17 protein-coding genes are annotated in these 18,094 nt (G+C 58.5%); 9 read left to right on the plus strand and 8 right to left on the minus strand.

Annotated elements, in window-relative coordinates; genetic code table 11:
• Nucleotides 1-102 precede the first annotated feature (102 nt).
• From ACR0JW_RS06490 to ACR0JW_RS06515, 6 genes are all read left to right on the plus strand, one after another.
• Nucleotides 103-2,082, plus strand: a complete 1,980-nt coding sequence (locus tag ACR0JW_RS06490) for a bifunctional 2',3'-cyclic-nucleotide 2'-phosphodiesterase/3'-nucleotidase (protein ID WP_170679135.1) — start codon at nt 103-105, stop codon at nt 2,080-2,082.
• A 169-nt stretch (nt 2,083-2,251) separates the two neighbouring features.
• A complete protein-coding gene (locus ACR0JW_RS06495; RefSeq protein ID WP_170679137.1) occupies nt 2,252-2,581 on the plus strand; it encodes a thioredoxin domain-containing protein in 330 nt (109 codons plus the stop codon).
• Nucleotides 2,582-2,625: 44 nt separating this feature from the next.
• A complete protein-coding gene (locus ACR0JW_RS06500) occupies nt 2,626-3,294 on the plus strand; it encodes a cupin domain-containing protein (RefSeq protein ID WP_170679139.1) in 669 nt (222 codons plus the stop codon).
• A 3-nt stretch (nt 3,295-3,297) separates the two neighbouring features.
• Nucleotides 3,298-3,981, plus strand: a complete 684-nt coding sequence (locus ACR0JW_RS06505; RefSeq protein ID WP_170679141.1) for an SDR family NAD(P)-dependent oxidoreductase — start codon at nt 3,298-3,300, stop codon at nt 3,979-3,981.
• Between the two features lie 3 nt (nt 3,982-3,984).
• On the plus strand, nt 3,985-5,046 hold the full coding sequence (locus ACR0JW_RS06510; protein ID WP_480713714.1) for a flavin monoamine oxidase family protein: 1,062 nt from the start codon (nt 3,985-3,987) through the stop codon (nt 5,044-5,046).
• Between the two features lie 5 nt (nt 5,047-5,051).
• Complete coding sequence (locus tag ACR0JW_RS06515) at nt 5,052-5,615, plus strand: TetR/AcrR family transcriptional regulator (RefSeq protein ID WP_170679145.1); 564 nt, start codon at nt 5,052-5,054, stop codon at nt 5,613-5,615.
• A 133-nt stretch (nt 5,616-5,748) separates the two neighbouring features.
• Here ACR0JW_RS06515 and ACR0JW_RS06520 read toward each other — a convergent pair whose 3' ends face one another.
• The 6 genes from ACR0JW_RS06520 to acnA form a co-directional block, all read right to left on the minus strand.
• On the minus strand, nt 5,749-7,269 hold the full coding sequence (locus ACR0JW_RS06520) for a tripartite tricarboxylate transporter permease (RefSeq protein ID WP_170679147.1): 1,521 nt from the start codon (nt 7,267-7,269) through the stop codon (nt 5,749-5,751).
• A 1-nt stretch (nt 7,270) separates the two neighbouring features.
• Complete coding sequence (locus ACR0JW_RS06525) at nt 7,271-7,774, minus strand: tripartite tricarboxylate transporter TctB family protein (RefSeq protein ID WP_170679149.1); 504 nt, start codon at nt 7,772-7,774, stop codon at nt 7,271-7,273.
• A 78-nt stretch (nt 7,775-7,852) separates the two neighbouring features.
• The gene (locus tag ACR0JW_RS06530; RefSeq protein ID WP_170679151.1) at nt 7,853-8,839 is read right to left on the minus strand and encodes a tripartite tricarboxylate transporter substrate-binding protein; all 987 of its coding nucleotides are present in this window, start codon (nt 8,837-8,839) and stop codon (nt 7,853-7,855) included.
• Nucleotides 8,840-8,875: 36 nt separating this feature from the next.
• Nucleotides 8,876-9,370 (minus strand): ribonuclease E activity regulator RraA, encoded by a 495-nt coding sequence (gene rraA, locus ACR0JW_RS06535; protein ID WP_170679153.1) that lies wholly within the window; start codon nt 9,368-9,370, stop codon nt 8,876-8,878.
• Nucleotides 9,367-10,521: a PrpF domain-containing protein gene (locus ACR0JW_RS06540; RefSeq protein WP_170679155.1), complete on the minus strand. Its 1,155-nt coding sequence runs from the start codon at nt 10,519-10,521 to the stop codon at nt 9,367-9,369. Before ACR0JW_RS06540 ends, rraA begins: the two co-directional genes overlap by 4 nt.
• Nucleotides 10,521-13,109 carry an aconitate hydratase AcnA gene (gene acnA / locus ACR0JW_RS06545; protein WP_480713715.1) on the minus strand — a complete coding sequence of 863 codons (2,589 nt, stop codon included), beginning with the start codon at nt 13,107-13,109 and terminating at the stop codon, nt 10,521-10,523. The genes ACR0JW_RS06540 and acnA overlap by 1 nt, the downstream gene beginning before the upstream one ends.
• Nucleotides 13,110-13,196: 87 nt before the next feature.
• On the opposite strand from acnA, the gene ACR0JW_RS06550 reads away from it, so the two are divergent.
• Nucleotides 13,197-13,868: an IclR family transcriptional regulator gene (locus ACR0JW_RS06550; RefSeq protein WP_480713716.1), complete on the plus strand. Its 672-nt coding sequence runs from the start codon at nt 13,197-13,199 to the stop codon at nt 13,866-13,868.
• Nucleotides 13,869-13,969: 101 nt separating this feature from the next.
• Entirely contained in the window at nt 13,970-14,842 is an 873-nt protein-coding gene (locus ACR0JW_RS06555) for an isocitrate lyase/phosphoenolpyruvate mutase family protein (protein WP_170679161.1), read from the plus strand.
• Nucleotides 14,843-14,955: 113 nt separating this feature from the next.
• On the opposite strand, the gene ACR0JW_RS06560 is transcribed toward ACR0JW_RS06555, so the two are convergent.
• A complete protein-coding gene (locus tag ACR0JW_RS06560; RefSeq protein WP_170679163.1) occupies nt 14,956-16,119 on the minus strand; it encodes an aminotransferase in 1,164 nt (387 codons plus the stop codon).
• A gap of 11 nt (nt 16,120-16,130) precedes the next feature.
• A complete protein-coding gene (locus ACR0JW_RS06565) occupies nt 16,131-17,078 on the minus strand; it encodes an ornithine cyclodeaminase family protein (protein ID WP_170679165.1) in 948 nt (315 codons plus the stop codon).
• A gap of 91 nt (nt 17,079-17,169) precedes the next feature.
• Here ACR0JW_RS06565 and ACR0JW_RS06570 point away from each other — a divergent pair, with 91 nt between their 5' ends.
• Nucleotides 17,170-17,958 carry a helix-turn-helix transcriptional regulator gene (locus tag ACR0JW_RS06570; RefSeq protein WP_480713717.1) on the plus strand — a complete coding sequence of 263 codons (789 nt, stop codon included), beginning with the start codon at nt 17,170-17,172 and terminating at the stop codon, nt 17,956-17,958.
• The last annotated feature ends 136 nt before the right edge of the window (nt 17,959-18,094 follow it).

Consider the following 18,094-nt stretch of genomic DNA (forward strand, 5'->3'; position numbering starts at 1 on the left):
GCCTTTAGCTCTGACTATTTTCGACTGACCCGGGCCGCTGTCACAAGACTGTAGCCAATACCTTGCAGAAGACCTTCGAAACACGAACCCAACAGGTGTCCCATGACTATGAAAAACACAACGGCCCTTTCTCGCCGTCAGTTTCTTGCCACGACCACGGCTGGCGCAGCGCTTGTCGTGCTGCATCCCTACTCGGCAGCAGCAAGCGGAAATCAGGCGCACCTGCGGATTATGGAAACCACGGATATTCACGTCCACGTGTTCCCATATGACTACTATGCTGATAAGCCTCGCGACACGGTGGGTCTGTCGCGCACCGCTTCGATCATCAATCAGATCCGGTCAGAAGCCACGAACTCCCTCCTGGTCGACAACGGCGATTTTCTCCAAGGCAACCCCATGGGCGACTACATCGCCTATGAACGCGGAATGAACGAGGGCGACAGCCATCCGATCATCACGGCGTTCAACACCGTCGGCTATGACGCGGCCACCTTAGGCAACCACGAATTCAACTACGGCCTGAGCTTTTTGGAGAAAGCACTTGCAGGCGCGGAATTCCCGGTTGTTCTGGCCAACGTGGTTAAGGAAAAGGGTGCCGGCCCGCTCGGGGACAAGACGTTGGTTCAGCCCTATACCATCCTCGACCGCGAGATTGAGATGGGCGACGGCACCAAACACCCGATCAAGATCGGCGTCATCGGCTTTACCCCGCCGCAGATCATGAACTGGGACCGCAAGCATCTGGATGGCAATGTCGAGACGCGCGACATCGTTGAAACCGCCAAAGCCTATGTCCCAGAAATGCAGGAACAGGGCTGCGATCTGATTATCGCCCTATCGCATTCGGGGATTGGCGAAGCCGACCATATTGACGGTATGGAAAACGCCTCGGTCGCACTTGCAGGGGTTGACGGGATCGACGCCCTTGTGACCGGGCACAATCACCTGGTCTTCCCGTCACCAACCTTTGCGGATCGCCCCGGTATCGATGTCGAGAAAGGCACGCTGATGGGGAAACCAGCCGTGATGGGCGGATTCTGGGGTTCGCATCTGGGTATTTTGGACCTGCTGCTGGAACGCGACGGATCCGAATGGCGTGTCGTCACCACAACCTCCGAAGCGCGCCCGATCTCGAAGCGGAACGAAGACCGCTCGATTACGGCTCTTGTCGGTGACGATCAGAAAGTGCTGGATTCGGTTGCCGTAGAACATGAAGAGACGCTGGCCTATGTCCGCCGCGCGGTGGGCAAAACCTCAGCTCCGCTGCACAGTTATTTTGCGCTTGTGGCGGATGACCCTTCGGTCCAGATCGTCTCGATCGCGCAGAAATGGTATATTGATCAGATGTTGAGGGGGACCGAGCACGAAGGGCTGCCGATCCTGTCGGCAGCGGCACCTTTCAAGGCCGGGGGTCGGGGTGGACCAGATTACTACACCGATGTCCCGGTTGGTGATGTCGCAATCAAGAACGTGGCAGACCTGTATCTGTACCCCAACACCGTGCGGGCCGTGCGGGTCAACGGGGCGCAGGTGCGCGGTTGGCTGGAACGGTCGGCAGGCATGTTCAATCAGATCGAGCCCGGTTCCAAGGACGCGATCCTGCTGGACCCAAGCTTCCCGTCCTACAACTTCGACGTCATGGACGGCGTGACCTATCAGATCGACCTGTCTCAACCCTCACGCTTTGGTCCGAAGGGGGAAGAGGTCAATCCCGACGCTGCGCGGATTGTGAACCTTCAGTTCAACGGCGAGCCCGTGACAGACGACATTGAGTTCATCATCGCCACCAACAACTACCGAGCCTCGGGCGGTGGATCCTTCCCGGGCGCCTTGGGGGACACGGTTATTTTCGAGGCTCCTGATACAAACCGCGATGTGATCGTTCGCTATATCGTCGAGCAGGGAACAATCGACCCCAAGGCAGACGCCAACTGGTCGTTTGCCCCGCTTGAGGGGACCACCGTCCTGTTCGAAACCGGGCCCAAGGCTCGTGATTATATGAACGATGTCAAAGGTGTAAGCATTGAAGACGCTGGCGACGGTGCCGACGGCTTCGCAGCGTTCCGTATCAAGCTTTGATGCGCAACAGTTCAATCTCAAGGGCGGCCGATGGGTCGCCCTTTGTTTAATCTCGAAGCCTGCTCTGTCTCCTAGGTAACAGCTGCCTGTGTGAGGGCGTGTCTTGACTTTTCTCTACCTACTGATAGGTAGTTATTTGTTGATTAATCCACCCAAAGGGACAGGCCTCATGAAATTCTATGACGTTGAAGTTTTCCCAAACCCTGCCTGTGCCCGTATCGCGCTTGCTGAAAATGGGGCCAAGGACAGGGCTGAATTCGTCCCCGTGGATATGATGGGCGGCGAGCATTGCACGAAGGCGTTCAAGGCCAGGAACCCCGAGGCCGTGGTACCCTGCCCGGAACTGGCGGGTGGCACATACATCTCGCACTGCCATGCGGTCACCGAATTTATCAATGAAGCCTTAGCCGATTTTGCAATGGTGGACATTCCCGAGCGCTTGAAAAGCCTGCAATCTTGGCGCGCCAAGCTTTCGAACCGCCCACCTGTAGCGGGTTGATCCCCGGGTCGTTGGCATCACACATCGCAGAAGGAATCGGACCAATGGAAATAAACTCGGACTTCTCAGATCGCGTTGTAGTTCACTCCGACCAGCTTGCGTGGCAAGCCTCGCCCATGAAGGGTGTAGAGCGCCGGATGCTGGACCGGATCGGAGACGAGGTGGCACGCGCCACCACAATCGTGCGCTATGCGCCGGGCAGTCATTTTTCCGCCCACACTCATACAGGGGGCGAGGAGTTCATCGTTCTTGATGGCGTGTTTCAGGACGAACACGGCGACTTTCCCGAAGGCACCTACGTTCGCAACCCCCCGACCACGCAACATACGCCGGGGTCGGAGCCCGGGTGCACCATCTTTGTCAAACTCTGGCAATTCGACATGGAGGACCGCAACCAGTTCCGCAAGACAATGGCGGATGAGCTGGCCGCGCCGGAAAACGGCGTCGCCACGGCGGTCCTGCACAAAGACGAGCGCGAGGTTGTCACCTATAGCCATCTGGATGCGGGCGCGACGCTGACCTCGGATGCCACAGGAGGCATCGAGGTTCTGATCATCGACGGCTCGGTCACAGAAAGCGGGGATGAACTGGTCAGGAACGACTGGCTGCGCCTGCCCGAAGGTCAAAGCCTGTCAGCCGTTGCAGGGCCTAGTGGCGCCAAAATCTGGATGAAGACCGGTCATCTGCCGTTTGCCCGGCCACCAGCGGTATAACCGATGACCCAACAAAAACCCTTGGCGCTTGTCGCCGGAGCGGGAGCTGGCCTTGGCCAATCCCTGGTGTCGCGTTTTCAGGCTGAAGGCATGAAGGCGGTTGGTCTTGGCCGTAGCCGTCCGGAAAACCAAGTCGGCGCATTTCACGAGGTCGATCTGTCCGAACCGGACCTGACCGCACCAATCATTGCAGACCTGATCGCGGAACACGGGCCTCCAAAGGTTGTCGTGCACAACACCGCAGAGCTTGTAGTCGCGCCTTTCGCAGAAACGACGCTGGATGACTTTCAGCGCACATGGACCTCGATGGTGCAAACCCTGGTCGTGCTGGCGCAATCGGTGATGCAGCCGATGGTCCTTGGCGGCGGCGGTGCCCTGATCGTATCGGGGGCAACCGCCTCGCTGCGCGGCGGGGCACGTTTTTCGGCCTTCACCTCGGCCAAGTTTGCCCTGCGCGGGCTGACACAATCGCTGGCATGCGAATACCAGCCGGCGGGTGTTCACGTCGCGCATGTCCTTCTGGACGGCATCATTGATACAGCCCGGTCGCGTGATCGCCACAGGCTGGATCCGGCCAAGATGATGAAACCTGAAGACATCGCGCAGGCCTATTGGCAACTGGCGCAGCAGCCGCGTTCGACCTGGACCCATGAGCTGGACCTGCGCCCCTTGAGTGAGGCGTTCTGAGGCATGCGCACGGATACGCTTGTCATCGGTGCGGGGCTCTCGGGTCTCAGCCTGGCGGCACAACTGATGGATCAGGGGCAGGACGTTCTGGTGGCCGAGGCTCGCGCCCGTCTTGGCGGGCGCATCCTGACCGAAACGCGGGGCGACGGTTATTTTGACCTGGGCCCGTCCTGGTTCTGGCCGGGTCAGCCCCGGATTGCCGCGCTGATCGACCAGCTTGGATTGGACCGGTTCGAACAATTCAGCACCGGCGCGCTGAGTTTCGAGGATGAGCATGGCCGTGTCGAGCGCGGCCGGGTATTTTCATCGATGGAAGGGTCATTTCGCCTGAAAGGCGGCCTTGCCGCCTTGATCGATGCACTGGCAGCCCGAGTGCCTGCCGGAATGATCCACCTGTCCACCCGGATCACCGCGCTGACGCAAACCGAAAACGGAGTGCTGGCCACAACACAATCGGGTCAGCAGATCAGCGCACAGCGTGCGGTGCTTGCGTTGCCCCCGCGCGTCGCGGTTGAGCTGACCTTTAATCCACCTTTACCCGAGCAAACTCGCTCCGCCATGCGCGAGGTCGCGACCTGGATGGCTGGACAGGCAAAGGCGATTGCCGTGTACCACACGCCCTTTTGGCGCGAGGCGGGACTATCGGGCGACGCCATGAGCAGGCGCGGGCCGATGGTGGAAATACACGACGCTTCGCCCGCCGAAGGCCGTACTTATGCGCTGTTTGGCTTTATTGGCGTTCCACCACACATGCGCGCGGATGAACACACGTTGCGCCAGCAGGTTCTTGCACAACTGGTGCGCCTGTTTGGCTCAACGGCGGCAAATCCAAATGCGCTTTACATCAAAGATTGGGCATTCGACCTCTTCACCTCTACCGACCTGGACTTGCAACCTCTATACACGCATCCGCGATACGGATTGCCGCAAGCCATGCGGGGCGTCTGGAGGGATCGGATCATTTTCAGCGGCACGGAAACAGCCGCGCAATTCGGGGGATATCTTGAAGGCGCGCTGGAAGCGGCAGAAACGGCAGCGGCTTTGGTGCTTAGGGAAAGGGTTTAGACGCCATGGAAACAGATACAAAGACGGCTCTGCTGAATTCTGCCGAGCGTGCCGCCCGCAGCAAAGGGTTTGACGGGTTCAGCTACGCTGACCTTGCCAAAGAGGTCGGCATCCGCAAAGCCTCGATCCATTACCATTTCCCTACCAAAGACGCGCTGACGATTTCGTTGATGGTCCGCTACCACAGCGACATGTCCGGCCGCTGCGCCGAGATTGAGCGGTTGTATGACACGGCGGGCGAGCGGATAAGCGCTTTGATCGCGCTCTATCGGGCAGCACTGAACGGTGGGAAAACCCTGTGCCTGTGTGTCTCGTTGATCAGCAGCCGGGAAAGCCTTTCACATGAAGTCACTGATAAAATTCGCGAATTCCGCAGCATGATGGTTTTGTGGATCGAAGGGGTCTTTACTTTGGGCAAGGCAGATGGGTCGATCTCGGGCGTTGGTGAACCAGGGGCGGAAGCGCGCGCCGCATTGGCCTTGCTGGAAGGCGCCCACCTGGCCGCGCGGGCCGAGGAAAGCCCGCAAACCTTTGATGACGCAGTGGCAATACTACAGTCGAGATGCTGACACGGGCCTGGTCCTGATCGCACGGGCGCGGCAACGCTTCAATCAAACCACCCAGATGCGGTCGTCCACTGCCGGTGATCCAAACTAGCAACGACGGATTGTTTGGCCCGCAGGCCAAACAAACACTTGAAAATCAGTCACCATCCGCGACCCCTTCGGCCCGCGCGCGCGCGCGCCGGCGGCGGAAGCTTGGCAGCAACACCAGCAGCACGGCCAGAACCAGAAGACCCAAAGTCATCGGTCGTTGCCAGATAAAGCTCATGCCATCGTAAAGCTGCATCGCGCGCGAAAAGTTGTTCTCAAGCAAGGGTCCAAGAATGAACCCGATCAACAGAGGTGCCAGAGGATAATCGGCAAAGCGCAGGATCGTCGCGCAAACTCCAAAGCCGACCAGGATCAGCAATTCGGTCGCATTGTTCTGCCCGATATACGCCCCCATGAGCGTGAAGAACAAAATGAACGGGATCAGGAAGTTGCGCGGAACGGCCAGTACCTTGGCGATATAAGGGATCAGTGGCAGGTTCAGGATCAGCAGCACCAGATTTCCAAGATACATCGAAATGATGACGGCCCAGAAAATCTGCGGCTCGTCGATCATCAGGCGCGGTCCGGGGCTGACATTCAGCGCGATCAGTGCTCCAAGAAGGATCGCTGTGGTACCCGACCCGGGAATGCCCAGCGTCAGAAGCGGCACAAACGACCCGGTACAGGCGGCGTTGTTTGCGCTTTCCGGCGCGGCGATACCTTTGATCTCGCCTTTGCCAAAGCGCTCCTGTTCTTCCTTCGGCGCGATGTTGCGTTCCACCGCATAGCCAAGGAAAGAGGCAATCGTCGCCCCCGCCCCCGGGAGAACGCCGATGAAGAACCCTTGAATGGACTGGCGCCCGATGACCGGGGCTATCTTTCTCGCCTCGCTGCGGTCAATTCTCAGGTTCGTGATTTCACCACTATCGCCATCCCCGGTTTTCGACCGGTTGGGGTCTAGAACAAGGTAGATCGCTTCCGGCAAAGCAAACATTGCCATGGCCAGCGTGATGAAACCAAAGCCCGACTGCAGGTCCATGATGCCCATGGTGAAGCGCGGCGCGTTGAACAGCACACCTTCGCCCACTGTCGCCATGATCAGACCCAGGAAGGTCATCAACAGCGCTTTGCTGACCTGCCCCGTTCCGGCAAAGGCGGCAATGGCCGAAAGACCGACGACCATCAGCGCGAAATACTCCGAGGAATGAAACAGCAGTGCCACCGAGGCCAGAGCCGGCGCAAAGACCATCAGCAGCACCGCCCCGATCGTGCCCCCGGCAAAGGACGAGATTGCGGCCACGGTCAGCGCCTTGCCTGCCTGCCCTGAACGGGCCAGCGGGTAGCCATCGAAACTGGTTGCAACTGTCGAGGCCACCCCTGGCGCGTTGATCAGGATCGATGATGTCGATCCTCCGAAGACAGCACCGTAGTAGACGCCAGCCAGCAGGATCAGTGCGGCCGACGGGTCGCCGATGGTAATCGCGATCGGGATCATGATCGCAATGATCGACATCGGCCCCAGACCCGGCAGCATGCCAATGAAGGTACCGATCAGACAACCGCCGATCACCATCAGAATGTTTGTGAACGTAAAGGCCGTCGCGAGGCCCATCATGAGTCCTTCAAGCATGTCAGCCTCCGTTTGCCATCGCGTTCAGAAATCCGGGAAACGGGCTGAGGAAGATGCCAAGTATCTCCTCCACCAGATACCAGACCACCCCCGCGGCAATGGCACTGACAATGACCATCAGCACGTACCGGCGCTCGCCGAGAATGAAGCTTCCCACCGTGAGAAAGAGGAAGGTCGAGACCAGAAATCCAAGCGGACGCAGCAGCAGCGCATAACCGACCATCAAGGCCACCAGCAGCAACGCCTGACCCAACTTGTATTCATGCAGCTTCGCCAGATTGATGTCCGCCGCATCTTGTTTCTCAGGTGCTTTTTCCAACCCCAGAATAATGGACACCGACATCAGAATAGCACCTATGGCCAACACTTTGGGAAAGCTCGACGGCCAGATCGGGCTGCGCCGCATGATTGGCGGCAACAGGTCGTCCATGGTGAAATAGGCGGCATAGCCATAGGCCAGACAGATCAGAAGAATGACAAGTGCAATCCAGCGATCCAGTGCCATTTCCATCCCCTCCCCTTTCTTGTTTGAGGTGTCCGGCACACAGCCGGGCACCCGTTTTTCGGGATGTCACAGGCCGCGTCAGAGGAAGCCCAGCTTCTTCATCAGGTCACCGATTTCCTGTTCCTGTTGTTCGAGGAACGTACGGAAATCATCACCGTTGTTGTGGATATCGACCCAACCGTTACGATCGCGGACTGCCACCCATTCCGGCGTGTCGTACATTTTGGTCAACGCATCCTGATACATCGCCAGCTTGTCTTCCGGCAGTCCGGGTGCGGCAAAGAACCCGCGCCAGTTGACGAACGTGGTGTCATTGCCCTGCTCTTTCATGGTCGGAGCATCGGGATAAGCGTCCACACGCTCGTCAGAGGTCACGCCGATTATGCGCACCTCACCGGCCTTGGCCAACTCCACCGCTTCCGAGAAGCCCGTCGAAACGGCCTGTACCTCACCCGACAGCAATCCGGCCATGGTCGCACCGCCGCCGTCATAGGGGACGTATTTCATGGCCACTGGGTCAGCACCAGCCGCCTGAAAAACCATGGCGGCGACCAGATGATCCATACCGCCAGGCACAGAACCGCCACCCACGGCAACGCCGTTCGGGTCGGCGTTGAAGGCTTCGATCAACCCGTTCAGGTCCTGAACCGGGCCATCTGCCGCGACCACAAGCGCCGCGTAATCCCCGATGGTCCCGGCCACAAGGGTCAGGTCGCGGAAGTTCTGCGGGAAGATGCCCGTTAACGACCGAATCACGATTGGGGTCGAGTTGACCATAAGCGTGCCGTGGTTGCTGTCGGCGTTTTCGATCAGATAACCGATGGCTTTGCCACCGCCGCCGCCTGACATGTTCTCGTAGCTGGCCGATCCGACCAGCCCCGATTCCGTCAGTGCCTCGCCAGTACCACGCGCGGTACCATCCCAGCCGCCGCCGGCACCGCCGGGGATCAGAAAGTGGATACTTTCAACGACTTGTTCCGCGTGCGTCAGTGTCGGCGCGCCAAGTGAAACCGCCGCCACGGCGGCAGCCGCAAATGTCCTGCGGGTTAGATTGAATTTTGCCATGATTTCCTCCCATTGGCTGACATTTCCTTGTTTTGTTTAAAGTGGTTCCTTCGCAATCAGGATACCGTCCTCATCGCAGTAGATGTAACTTCCGGGCTCGAAGAGCACGCTGCCAAAGGCAACCGGAACGTCTATTGCGCCGATCCCTGTCTTGGCGGACCGAACCGGAGTTACGCCCAGCGCTTTGATGCCAAGGTCGAGCTGCGCCAGACGCTTGCTGTCGCGGACAGCACCATTGATGACGATCCCGGCCCACCCGTTGGCGATCAACCTCTCCGCCATCATGTCCCCCAACATAGCTGTTCGGAGTGACCCACCGCCATCAACTACGATGACACCGCCATTTCCCTGTAAAGTAAAGAGTTTCTCTTGAATCAGACGGGTATCTTCCGCCGTCACCGCAGTATGAATACGCCCCGAAAAGCTGCGTTTTGCACCGTAATCGTTGAACCGTTGCAGTACAGGGCGAACCTTGTCCGGATGGGCATCACTCAGATCCGTCGTAGGTCGGCTGGTCTGGAAACTGGTCAATGCGCTTCCTCCATCAATTCGGGTGGGTAAAGGACGGCCCCTTCCATAATTCGCCTCTGTGTGCGGAAAGTACCGGCCGATATTGCCTCGGGTCCCGACGGACCTGGCCGGACATCCGCGATGGTTGGCAAGTCACCCGATGGGTTTCCAATGCGTAATTCCTGACCCTCAGGTTGCGCGATTCTTTGCACCAGACTGCCCGGTATCTGGGCTGCAACGGCGGTGCACATGGCCCCCGTCAGAGTAATCGCGCGATGAAAGTTGCCCATCGACACGAGCCGAACATTGATGTCATGGCTGTCCTTTTTGTGCAGGCTGCCATCCAGCGCCGTGAACTCAGCGGGCGCACCGAGCATCGCCACTTTCGGGCTGGAGCGTTTTACGTCCTTGCGCGACGGAGCCATTCCCATTGCAACAGCACCAGCAACGCGAATTTCTTCGACCAGAGCCATAAAGTCCGGATCACCATCCAGATCCTGAGGGCGTTCGGTGGCGGTTTTGTGCAGATCAGCAGCGCGGACAAACACTACCGGATTGGCCGCGTCGATCAGTGAGACCTCCAGCGCTCCGACCCCACGGATCTGAAGCGTATCCAGCGCATTGCCCGTCGGCAGCAGCTTGCCGGTTCCGGCCCCACCGGGTGCAAGGAAATCTATCGTCACTTTCGCCCCGGTTCCCGCCACACCGGGAATTTCAAGCGTGCCCTGTTCGACGGGCTGACCGTCCCGCACCGGAAAGCGCGCGTGATAAACGCCATTGGTATTGGTGCTGAATATGCGGACCAGCACCTCACTTTGATCCGCTGCAACCTGCACCATGCCTTCCTCAACCGCGAAAGGGCCGACGCAGGAGGACATGTTTCCGCAGGCCGAGCCGTAATCGGCGACCGGTTCGTCCACGGCGATCTGCACGAATGTATAATCCACGTCCGCATCGTCACGATCCGAAGGCTCGACGATGACCACCTTGGACAAGGACGACAACCCGCCGCCCATCCCGTTCAGCTGGCGCCCGTTGGGGTCGGGGCTTCCCAGGACATGCAGAAATATGCGATCGCGCGCGGCCCGGTCCCTGGGCAGATCTGCACCGTTGAACACTACAGCCTTGGATGTACCGCCGCGATAAAACGCGGCCCGTAAACGTTCCGCCATCACGCCGCCCCCGCCAGAAATCCGCGGAACGCACGCGGCAGCAGACCGCCCTCGGCAAAAGTTGCGCGCTCACCTTCATTGTACAGACGCAGATCCAGCGGCGTGGTATCCGTGCGACCATCCTTTCTGTGGATGGTCAGTTTGGCGTCGGTCAGATCATCGCTGAAGTCGATGTCAAAAGTCTCGGATCCATCAAGTTGCAGCGTCCTGCGGTTCACACCCTCCGGGAAACACAGCGGCGCAATCCCCATGTTTACAAGATTCGAGCGGTGGATCCGCTCAAAGCTCTCACAGATCACGGCGCGTATTCCGGCAAGCCAGGGGGCCTTTGCCGCCGTGTCCCGGGAAGAACCGCAGCCATATTCTTTGCCGCCGATCACCACCAGTTTCTGATCCCGGTCCAGATAGGTCTCAATCGCCTTGAAGACCGATGTAACCTCACCTTCAGGCTCGATCCGGGTCCACGAGCCTTCTTTGTCAGGGGTCATCTCGTTGCGCAGACGGTAATTTGCAAAGGTCGAACGGATAACCACATCCGAACATCCCCGGCGGGTCCCGAACGAGTTGAAGTCGCGTTGGGTGACACCCTTTGCCTGAAGGAACTGTCCGGCCTCAGAATCGGTCGTGATGATACCAGACGGCGATATATGGTCGGTCGTGACACTGTCGCCCAGAATGGCCAGCGGACGCAGGCCGCGCAGCGGTTCGATTCCGGCGTTCTCGGGGCGAATGCCTTTCACAAAGGGTGGAAATGAGACATAGGTCGAAGGCACCCATTCATATGTTCCGGTGCCAACCTCCATCGCGTTCCACTGGTCATTCACATCTCCAATTGCAGCGTAGTTGTCGCGAAACTCGTCAGGTGTGACATAAGTCTCGACAATCCGCGTCACCTCATCCGCCGAGGGCCACAGATCATTCAGCATCACCGGCTTGCCGTCCCGGTCCACCCCCAGGGGCTCGGTCGTAATGTCCTTATGGATCGTACCCATCAGCGCATAGGCCACGACCAGCGGCGGCGAGGCAATCATGTTGCGCGAAGCCAGCGGGTGAATGCGCCCGGCAAAGTTCCTGTTCCCGGAAAGGACCGCGATCCCTTTGACATCATTGTCCTTGATCGCCGCTTCGTGATCTGGATGCAGCGGTCCCGACATGCCGTTGCAGGTCGAACAGGAAAACGCCGCAACTTCGAACCCGAGGGCGTCCAACGGCGCCTGCAGGCCGCTTTCGGCCAGGTATTTGGCCACCACCCGCGAACCCGGAGCCAGCGAAGTTTTAACATGTGGCTTGACGGTCAGGCCGCGCGCCACGGCGTTTCGGGCCACCAGCCCGGCTAGAACCATGTTGCGCGGGTTGGCGGTGTTGGTGCAGCTGGTGATCGCAGCGATGATCACATCACCGTCACCGATGTCGTGATCGGCATTCGGGACCGGAACCCGACGGTCCGTTTCGCCCTCAAAAGTCAGACGCTCAGCGGCGGCGGACAGGTCAATCCGCTGTTCCGGCCGGGACGGGCCCGAAACGGAACGGCCAACCTGATCAAGGTTCAATTCAACCACCTGCTCGTATTCAATGGCCGCATCCGTGCCATCGACCCACAGGTTTTGCGCCTTGCAGTAGCTCTCGGCCAGTGTGGCACTATCACCGCGGCCGGTCTGGCGCAGATACCCGATTGTGCGCTCGTCAACCGGGCAGAACACCATAGTGGAACCATATTCCGGCGCCATGTTTGCTATGGTGGCGCGGTCGGCGACGCTTAGCGCGGAATAACCGGTGCCAAACAGCTCAACAAAGGTATCGACCACGCCGATGGCGCGCAGTTTCTCGGCGATGACCAGCGCAATGTCAGTGGCGGTGACATCGTCGGACGGGTTGCCCGTTACCTCAAGCCCGATGACGCGGGGCACATTGACCGGGGTGGTCTCACCGAACAGCAGCGCTTCGGCCTCAAGCCCTCCAATGCCCCAGCCCATGATCCCCAACGCGTTGATCATCGGCGTGTGGCTGTCAGTGCCAAGGCTGGAGTCCGGGATCAGAACATCGGGGGTCTCGTTGGATGGCAAAACAGTCTGACCGAGATATTCCAGATTGACCTGATGGCAAATCCCACCCCCCGGCGGAATGACCCGCAGTCGGGGGAACCGTGCTTCACAGGCTTTAAGAAAAGCAAAACGCTCGCGGTTGACTTCAAACTCTCGGTCCATGTTCTTGGCCAGCGCAAACTTGTCCGCCCAATGGTTGATCGACATGGAATGGTCGATCACCAGGTCGACCTGCAGGCTCATATCAACCATGTCCGGATTTCCGCCCACCTCCTCCAGCCGGTTGCGCATGGCCATGATGTCGATTAGCGCCGGAATTCCCAGCATGTCGTGCAACAACAGCCGTGCAGGACGGAACGGCACAGCCTCGCCAGAGCGCCGGAGCACATCCAGCGCCGCAGCGCCTCCTTCGGAATGACGCGCAGCATTTTCCGCCAGAACCCTTAGAGAGTATGGAAGCTTTCGAAATTCGGGGCCCAATAGGCCGCAATAGTCCACGGCCCGAAAAGATGTGTTGGCGATCGGTTTGTAGGTTGCGATTGTCACGGTTGCCTCCTGATTTGCCGACAAGCTAGACATTGCGGCTGGATATCAGCAAGATCGATCTAACCCCGTTTCACCTGGCAGAATGCTATGCCCGCGAACAGAACCGAATCCGTCGAACGTGCCATGTCCATCCTCAGCGCCTTTTCGACACAGCGCCCAATCATGTCTCTTGCAGAGTTGGCCGAAGAGACAGGCCTGCACAAAAGCACGATCCTACGGCTGACCAACTCGATGATGATCTATGGCTTCATCCAGCGCGATAGTGACGGTATGTTCAGTGTCGGCCCCAGCGTCTGGCGGCTGGGGTTGATATTCCGGCGCGATTTCACCAAGCGCGAACACGTCGCGCCATCGCTAAAAATCCTGGCTGAAGCAACGGGGGAAACCGCCTCGTTCTATGTCCGCTCGGGCAATGAACGTATCTGTTTATACAGGGAAAATTCCCCTAACCTGCTGCGATTCCATGTTGAGGAAGGTATGCGCCTGCAATTGTCCACCGGGGCCTCCGGGCTGGTCTTGAGGCATTTCTCGGGCGAGGATGTCGGTGACCTGGCCAAGTTCAACAAGAAAGGCACGGTCAGTTCGGTCGGTCAGACAAATCCCAACATCTCCTCTGTCGCGACCCCTGTTTTTGATGCAAACGGCGATCTCATCGGCGCCCTGACAGTGTCCGGTCTGGCCAACAGATTCGATGCCGAGGCGCGGGCAAATACGGTCCCGCTGCTGGAGAGTCTTGCGCGCAGTCTGACCACACGCTGACGGCACTGTTTCACTTGACAGAACGCAACTCACAGCAACTTGCCTCGTACCGCAGGCTTCGCTAGGCAGGCAGGCAGACCATTGAACCGGAGAGCGCGCCGATGATGAACCATGAGATCAACAAAGCATTCCGTGAACGCCTGAACACGGGCAAAGCCGTTCTGATGCCCGGCGCAGCCAATGCTCTTGCGGCACGCGTGATCGACCAGTTGGGGTTTGAGGCCGTCTATATCTCGGGCGCGGGGCTGACCAACACCTATCTGGGCATGCCCGATCTGGGCTTTATCTCGCTGCCCGAGATCGCCCAGCACACATCGGCCATCCGCAACAGCACCGAACTGCCCATTGTGGTTGATGCGGATACGGGCTTCGGCAATGCCCTGAACGTCCACCATACCGTGCGCACGCTGGAACGCGCCGGCGCCAGCGCCATTCAACTTGAGGATCAGGTTAATCCCAAACGCTGCGGTCACTTCTCCGGCAAGGATGTGGTCGATCTGACAGAGGCGCGCAACCGTATCAAGGCCGCAGCAGACGCCCGGCACGACCCAAACTTCCTTATTGTCGCACGCACCGATGCCTGTGCGACCCAAGGGTTCGACGCCGCCATTGAACGCGCGGAAGCCTTTATCGAAGACGGGGCGGACATCACCTTTATCGAGGCACCGCGCAGCCTTGACGATATTCGCAGCATTCCCAAGCGGCTTACAGGCACGCCACAGCTGATCAATCTGGTTGTTGGCGGCAAAACTCCAATCATCGAATTCTCTGATCTGGACGAAATGGGTTTTGGCCTGGTCCTATATGCCAATGTCGCTTTGCAGGGCGCGCTGAAGGGCATGAACGACGCGCTGTCGATGCTTCAGGCCAACGGCCGCATGGACGAAAGCGGACCCGTCGCAAGTTTCGAAATCCGTCAGAACGCAGTTCAGAAAGCGCATTACGACGAGATGGAGATGCGCTACTCGGAATAATCCGCAATAGCGGCCTGCCGTTTCTGATCGGCGTTTTGACCCAGTGTGTTGCCAATCAAGCGAAAGGCTGCATCCGGACAACAATAGTCAAACCAGCACCACCAAGCCCGGCTTTATTCTTCCGAAACGTCTGCGACGAAACCACCATCGGCGCGACCAAAGCGGCTTATAAGATACTCTGACAGTTTTTCCAAACCCTCCCGCAGCACATCGGGGTCATTGGCAAAACCGATACGAACATAACCTTCCATGTCAAAGGCGTCGCCCGGGGTCAGCATCACTCCGGTTGTCTGCACCAATTCGACACAGAATTCGCGTGAGCTGATCGGTATGTCGAGCTTCAACATCGCGGTTGTCCCGGCGCGGGGTTTGACCCAATCAACGCGCGGCTGCGTGGCAATCCATGCGTCCAGCACAGCAAGATTCCCCCGCGTGATCCGGTGACTGCGGGCCAGAACCTTATGCTGGTTCTCCAATGCGATAGCAGCAAGGTGATCGTTGATCATACCGACCGAGATCGTATCGAAATCACGGTGGATCAGGATCTGCTCGGTCACCTCTTTCGGGGCCACCACCCAACCGACGCGCAACCCGGCCAGCGAAAACGCTTTCGATGTACTCGCCGTGCTGATCCCCTTTTCGTAGATGTCCACAATTGAAGGCGACATGCCGTCGCCCTCCTGCCCGGTGCCGCGATAGACTTCGTCACAAAGGACATATGCGCCGACAGAACGGGCAATCTCGGCGATGCCCTGCAGCATCGGCCGTTCGATCAGCGCACCCGTCGGATTGTTGGGGTTTGTCAGGGCAATCAGTCTGGTTTCCGGTGTTACCAGTTCACGCAACCGGTCCAGATCAGGCAGGAAGGCGTCTTCCGCGCGCAGTGGCAGAATCTGAACATCGGCTCCGATACTGGCGGGGATCGAATAGTGTTGCTGATAGGTCGGCACAATCGAAACCACCCGGTCCCCGCGCGAAACCACTGCCTTATGCACCAGCATATTGGCCGCAATCGTGCCGTGGGTAATGGTGATATCTTCGACGTTGCGATCGTCATAGAGATTTGAAATAGCCTGACGCAAGCGGATTGACCCTTCGATCGCACCGTAGGTCATTTTCATTGGCAGCAGTTCGGACAAGTCGTTTTGATTAAGTCCGGACAGTTGCAACAGCTGATCGATCGTGATGCTGGCCACGCAGGTTTCGGCAAGATTGTAGGTACAGCGGGTTTCCCACTCATTCATCCAGATTTCGACTTTGAACGGTTCGATGAACATGTGCGCTCTCCTCAGGCTGAAGTCTGGTCAAAAACGGCTTTTGCCACGGCGATGTCCTCCAGCCCCAACCCGACAGAGCGGAAAAAGGCTGGAGCCCCTGCCTTTGGCCGCGGGCACCTGCCCGTACAGAGTTCCGCAAGATCGCCAAGGATCGCGGTCTTGCTCCAGTTGTGTCGTTCCACCGCAATCAGCATCTCGCCTGCCGCATCAGGGGTTGTTTCCCGGTAGTCGCAATAGACCTGCGCGGATGCCAAAAAGGTCGGATCAACTTCATGCGCGCGGGCAACATTGGTGCTGATCGAAGTCACCAGCGCATCGACCGCCAAATCATCAGTGGAAATGACGGGTGTACCCGATGACGTGCACAGCATGACAACATCGGCCTGCGCAATAGCCTGCCTGGAACTCGTGGCCAGCTTGGCGTCAGGGCACAGCATTTTCCATGTCGCCTGAGTATCTGCGTTTTCACCCAAACCCGGCGAGTAGATGCGCACCTCTGCCCAGTCGCGCAGACCGGCCACATGGCGCATATGCGCCTGTGCGACCTGACCTGTTCCGATGATGGCCAGCGTCAGCGGGCGGCCCGTCGGTGCCAGCTCATCCACCGCCAATGCGGTCGTGGCGGCCGTGCGTTCGGTGGTCAGCACGCCTGCGTCGATCAACGCCAATGGCTGACCATCTTCGATGGACATCAGAACAGTCCAGGCGGTGATGATGGGTCCATTGGCGCGCGGCAGGTAAGGCGACAACTTCGCCCCGAACACACCGGCCCCCTCGAGCGCACCGAGATAGGTTATGAAATCGCCGCCCCCCGGAAACTCGGTCACGGTCTGCGGTGGTTGTACCGCACGGGCTTCACCAAGATCGGTAAACAGCGTGCGCATCGCTTGGACCACATCCAGCTTGCCCAGGTGTTCTGAAACCGTTGTATTATCGAGGACAATCGGCGGGTTCGGCATATTGATACTCCTTTGCGGAGTTCGGTATCAGTAACATTATGGTAAAACCATCGTCCCAAGGGATGAGACAACGGTAGGAAGAAGGCCGGATTTGCAGTTAAAGGAGTTCAGCCAATCCATTTCTGAAGTGATCGACGGGCAGGCAAAAAGCGATGCCCTGATCCGGGCCGTCGAATACCTATTTCCGTGCGAGGCGGCATTTGCAGTGCTCAACCGACCCTCAGGGCCTCCGGTTTATCTGGCGGATAGCTACCCAAATCCAGCGTCCAAGGCCGCGGTTCAGCTGTATGTCTCCAGAACCTACCTGCTCAACCCGGTGCACAATGCGATCCGGGCAGGTATCGCCGCAGGGGTATACCGGATGGCCGATCTAGCACCGGATAACTGGGTCGCGACAACGTCGGATGTCATCGCGGATGAGAGCGAAGAGATCAAATTCAGGACGCCCGGCTGGCCCTTCGGTCTGCAGGAAGTTTCAGTCCTGGTCGACATGCCCCAGGGGATCATGGGTGAGGTAAGCCTGGCCCGCAAAGCCACGCCTGACGGTATCCCTCAGCAGGATCTGGAAGTTTTGCGATCCGTCCTGCCATTGATCCGGCTGGCGTTTCTACGGCTGTCCAGAGAGCAGACGCAAGCGTCGGGTCGTCCATCACCTTCACCGGAGTCTTTTGGCCGTGACGTTCTGACCGCGCGAGAGGCTGAAGTTGTCCAGATGATCCTGAAAGGCCATTCAAGTCTTTCGATCAGCAAGACACTGAACATAGCGATGCCGACCGTGAAATCACATCGTCGAAATGCGTATGCAAAGCTTGGGATCAGCACTCAATCTCAGCTATTTCACGCCTTCGTCGATGGCTTGAACCTCGGGTTCAACGAATGAAGGCCATTGGCATTCAAGTGCCATCACAGCGTCAGTTATTGCACCGAAAGTTCCGGGTTTGACGCGGACCGTGGTACTGCATTTTTTTCGAGACTGATCAAAGGATGATCGACGACTTGAGACACGGTGCAGCCGC

This window comes from Ruegeria sp. BG6 (genome assembly GCF_056538465.1).

Bases quoted from the DNA above. Each gene is read 5' to 3' on its own strand.
- ACR0JW_RS06490 (WP_170679135.1), top strand. From the start codon at position 103: ATGACTATGAAAAACACAACGGCCCTTTCTCGCCGTCAGTTTCTTGCC.
- ACR0JW_RS06495 (WP_170679137.1), top strand. From the start codon at position 2,252: ATGAAATTCTATGACGTTGAAGTTTTCCCAAACCCTGCCTGTGCCCGT.
- ACR0JW_RS06500 (WP_170679139.1), top strand. From the start codon at position 2,626: ATGGAAATAAACTCGGACTTCTCAGATCGCGTTGTAGTTCACTCCGAC.
- ACR0JW_RS06505 (WP_170679141.1), top strand. From the start codon at position 3,298: ATGACCCAACAAAAACCCTTGGCGCTTGTCGCCGGAGCGGGAGCTGGC.
- ACR0JW_RS06510 (WP_480713714.1), top strand. From the start codon at position 3,985: ATGCGCACGGATACGCTTGTCATCGGTGCGGGGCTCTCGGGTCTCAGC.
- ACR0JW_RS06515 (WP_170679145.1), top strand. From the start codon at position 5,052: ATGGAAACAGATACAAAGACGGCTCTGCTGAATTCTGCCGAGCGTGCC.
- ACR0JW_RS06520 (WP_170679147.1), bottom strand. From the start codon at position 7,269: ATGCTTGAAGGACTCATGATGGGCCTCGCGACGGCCTTTACGTTCACA.
- ACR0JW_RS06525 (WP_170679149.1), bottom strand. From the start codon at position 7,774: ATGGCACTGGATCGCTGGATTGCACTTGTCATTCTTCTGATCTGTCTG.
- ACR0JW_RS06530 (WP_170679151.1), bottom strand. From the start codon at position 8,839: ATGGCAAAATTCAATCTAACCCGCAGGACATTTGCGGCTGCCGCCGTG.
- ACR0JW_RS06540 (WP_170679155.1), bottom strand. From the start codon at position 10,521: ATGGCGGAACGTTTACGGGCCGCGTTTTATCGCGGCGGTACATCCAAG.
- ACR0JW_RS06550 (WP_480713716.1), top strand. From the start codon at position 13,197: ATGCCCGCGAACAGAACCGAATCCGTCGAACGTGCCATGTCCATCCTC.
- ACR0JW_RS06555 (WP_170679161.1), top strand. From the start codon at position 13,970: ATGATGAACCATGAGATCAACAAAGCATTCCGTGAACGCCTGAACACG.
- ACR0JW_RS06560 (WP_170679163.1), bottom strand. From the start codon at position 16,119: ATGTTCATCGAACCGTTCAAAGTCGAAATCTGGATGAATGAGTGGGAA.
- ACR0JW_RS06565 (WP_170679165.1), bottom strand. From the start codon at position 17,078: ATGCCGAACCCGCCGATTGTCCTCGATAATACAACGGTTTCAGAACAC.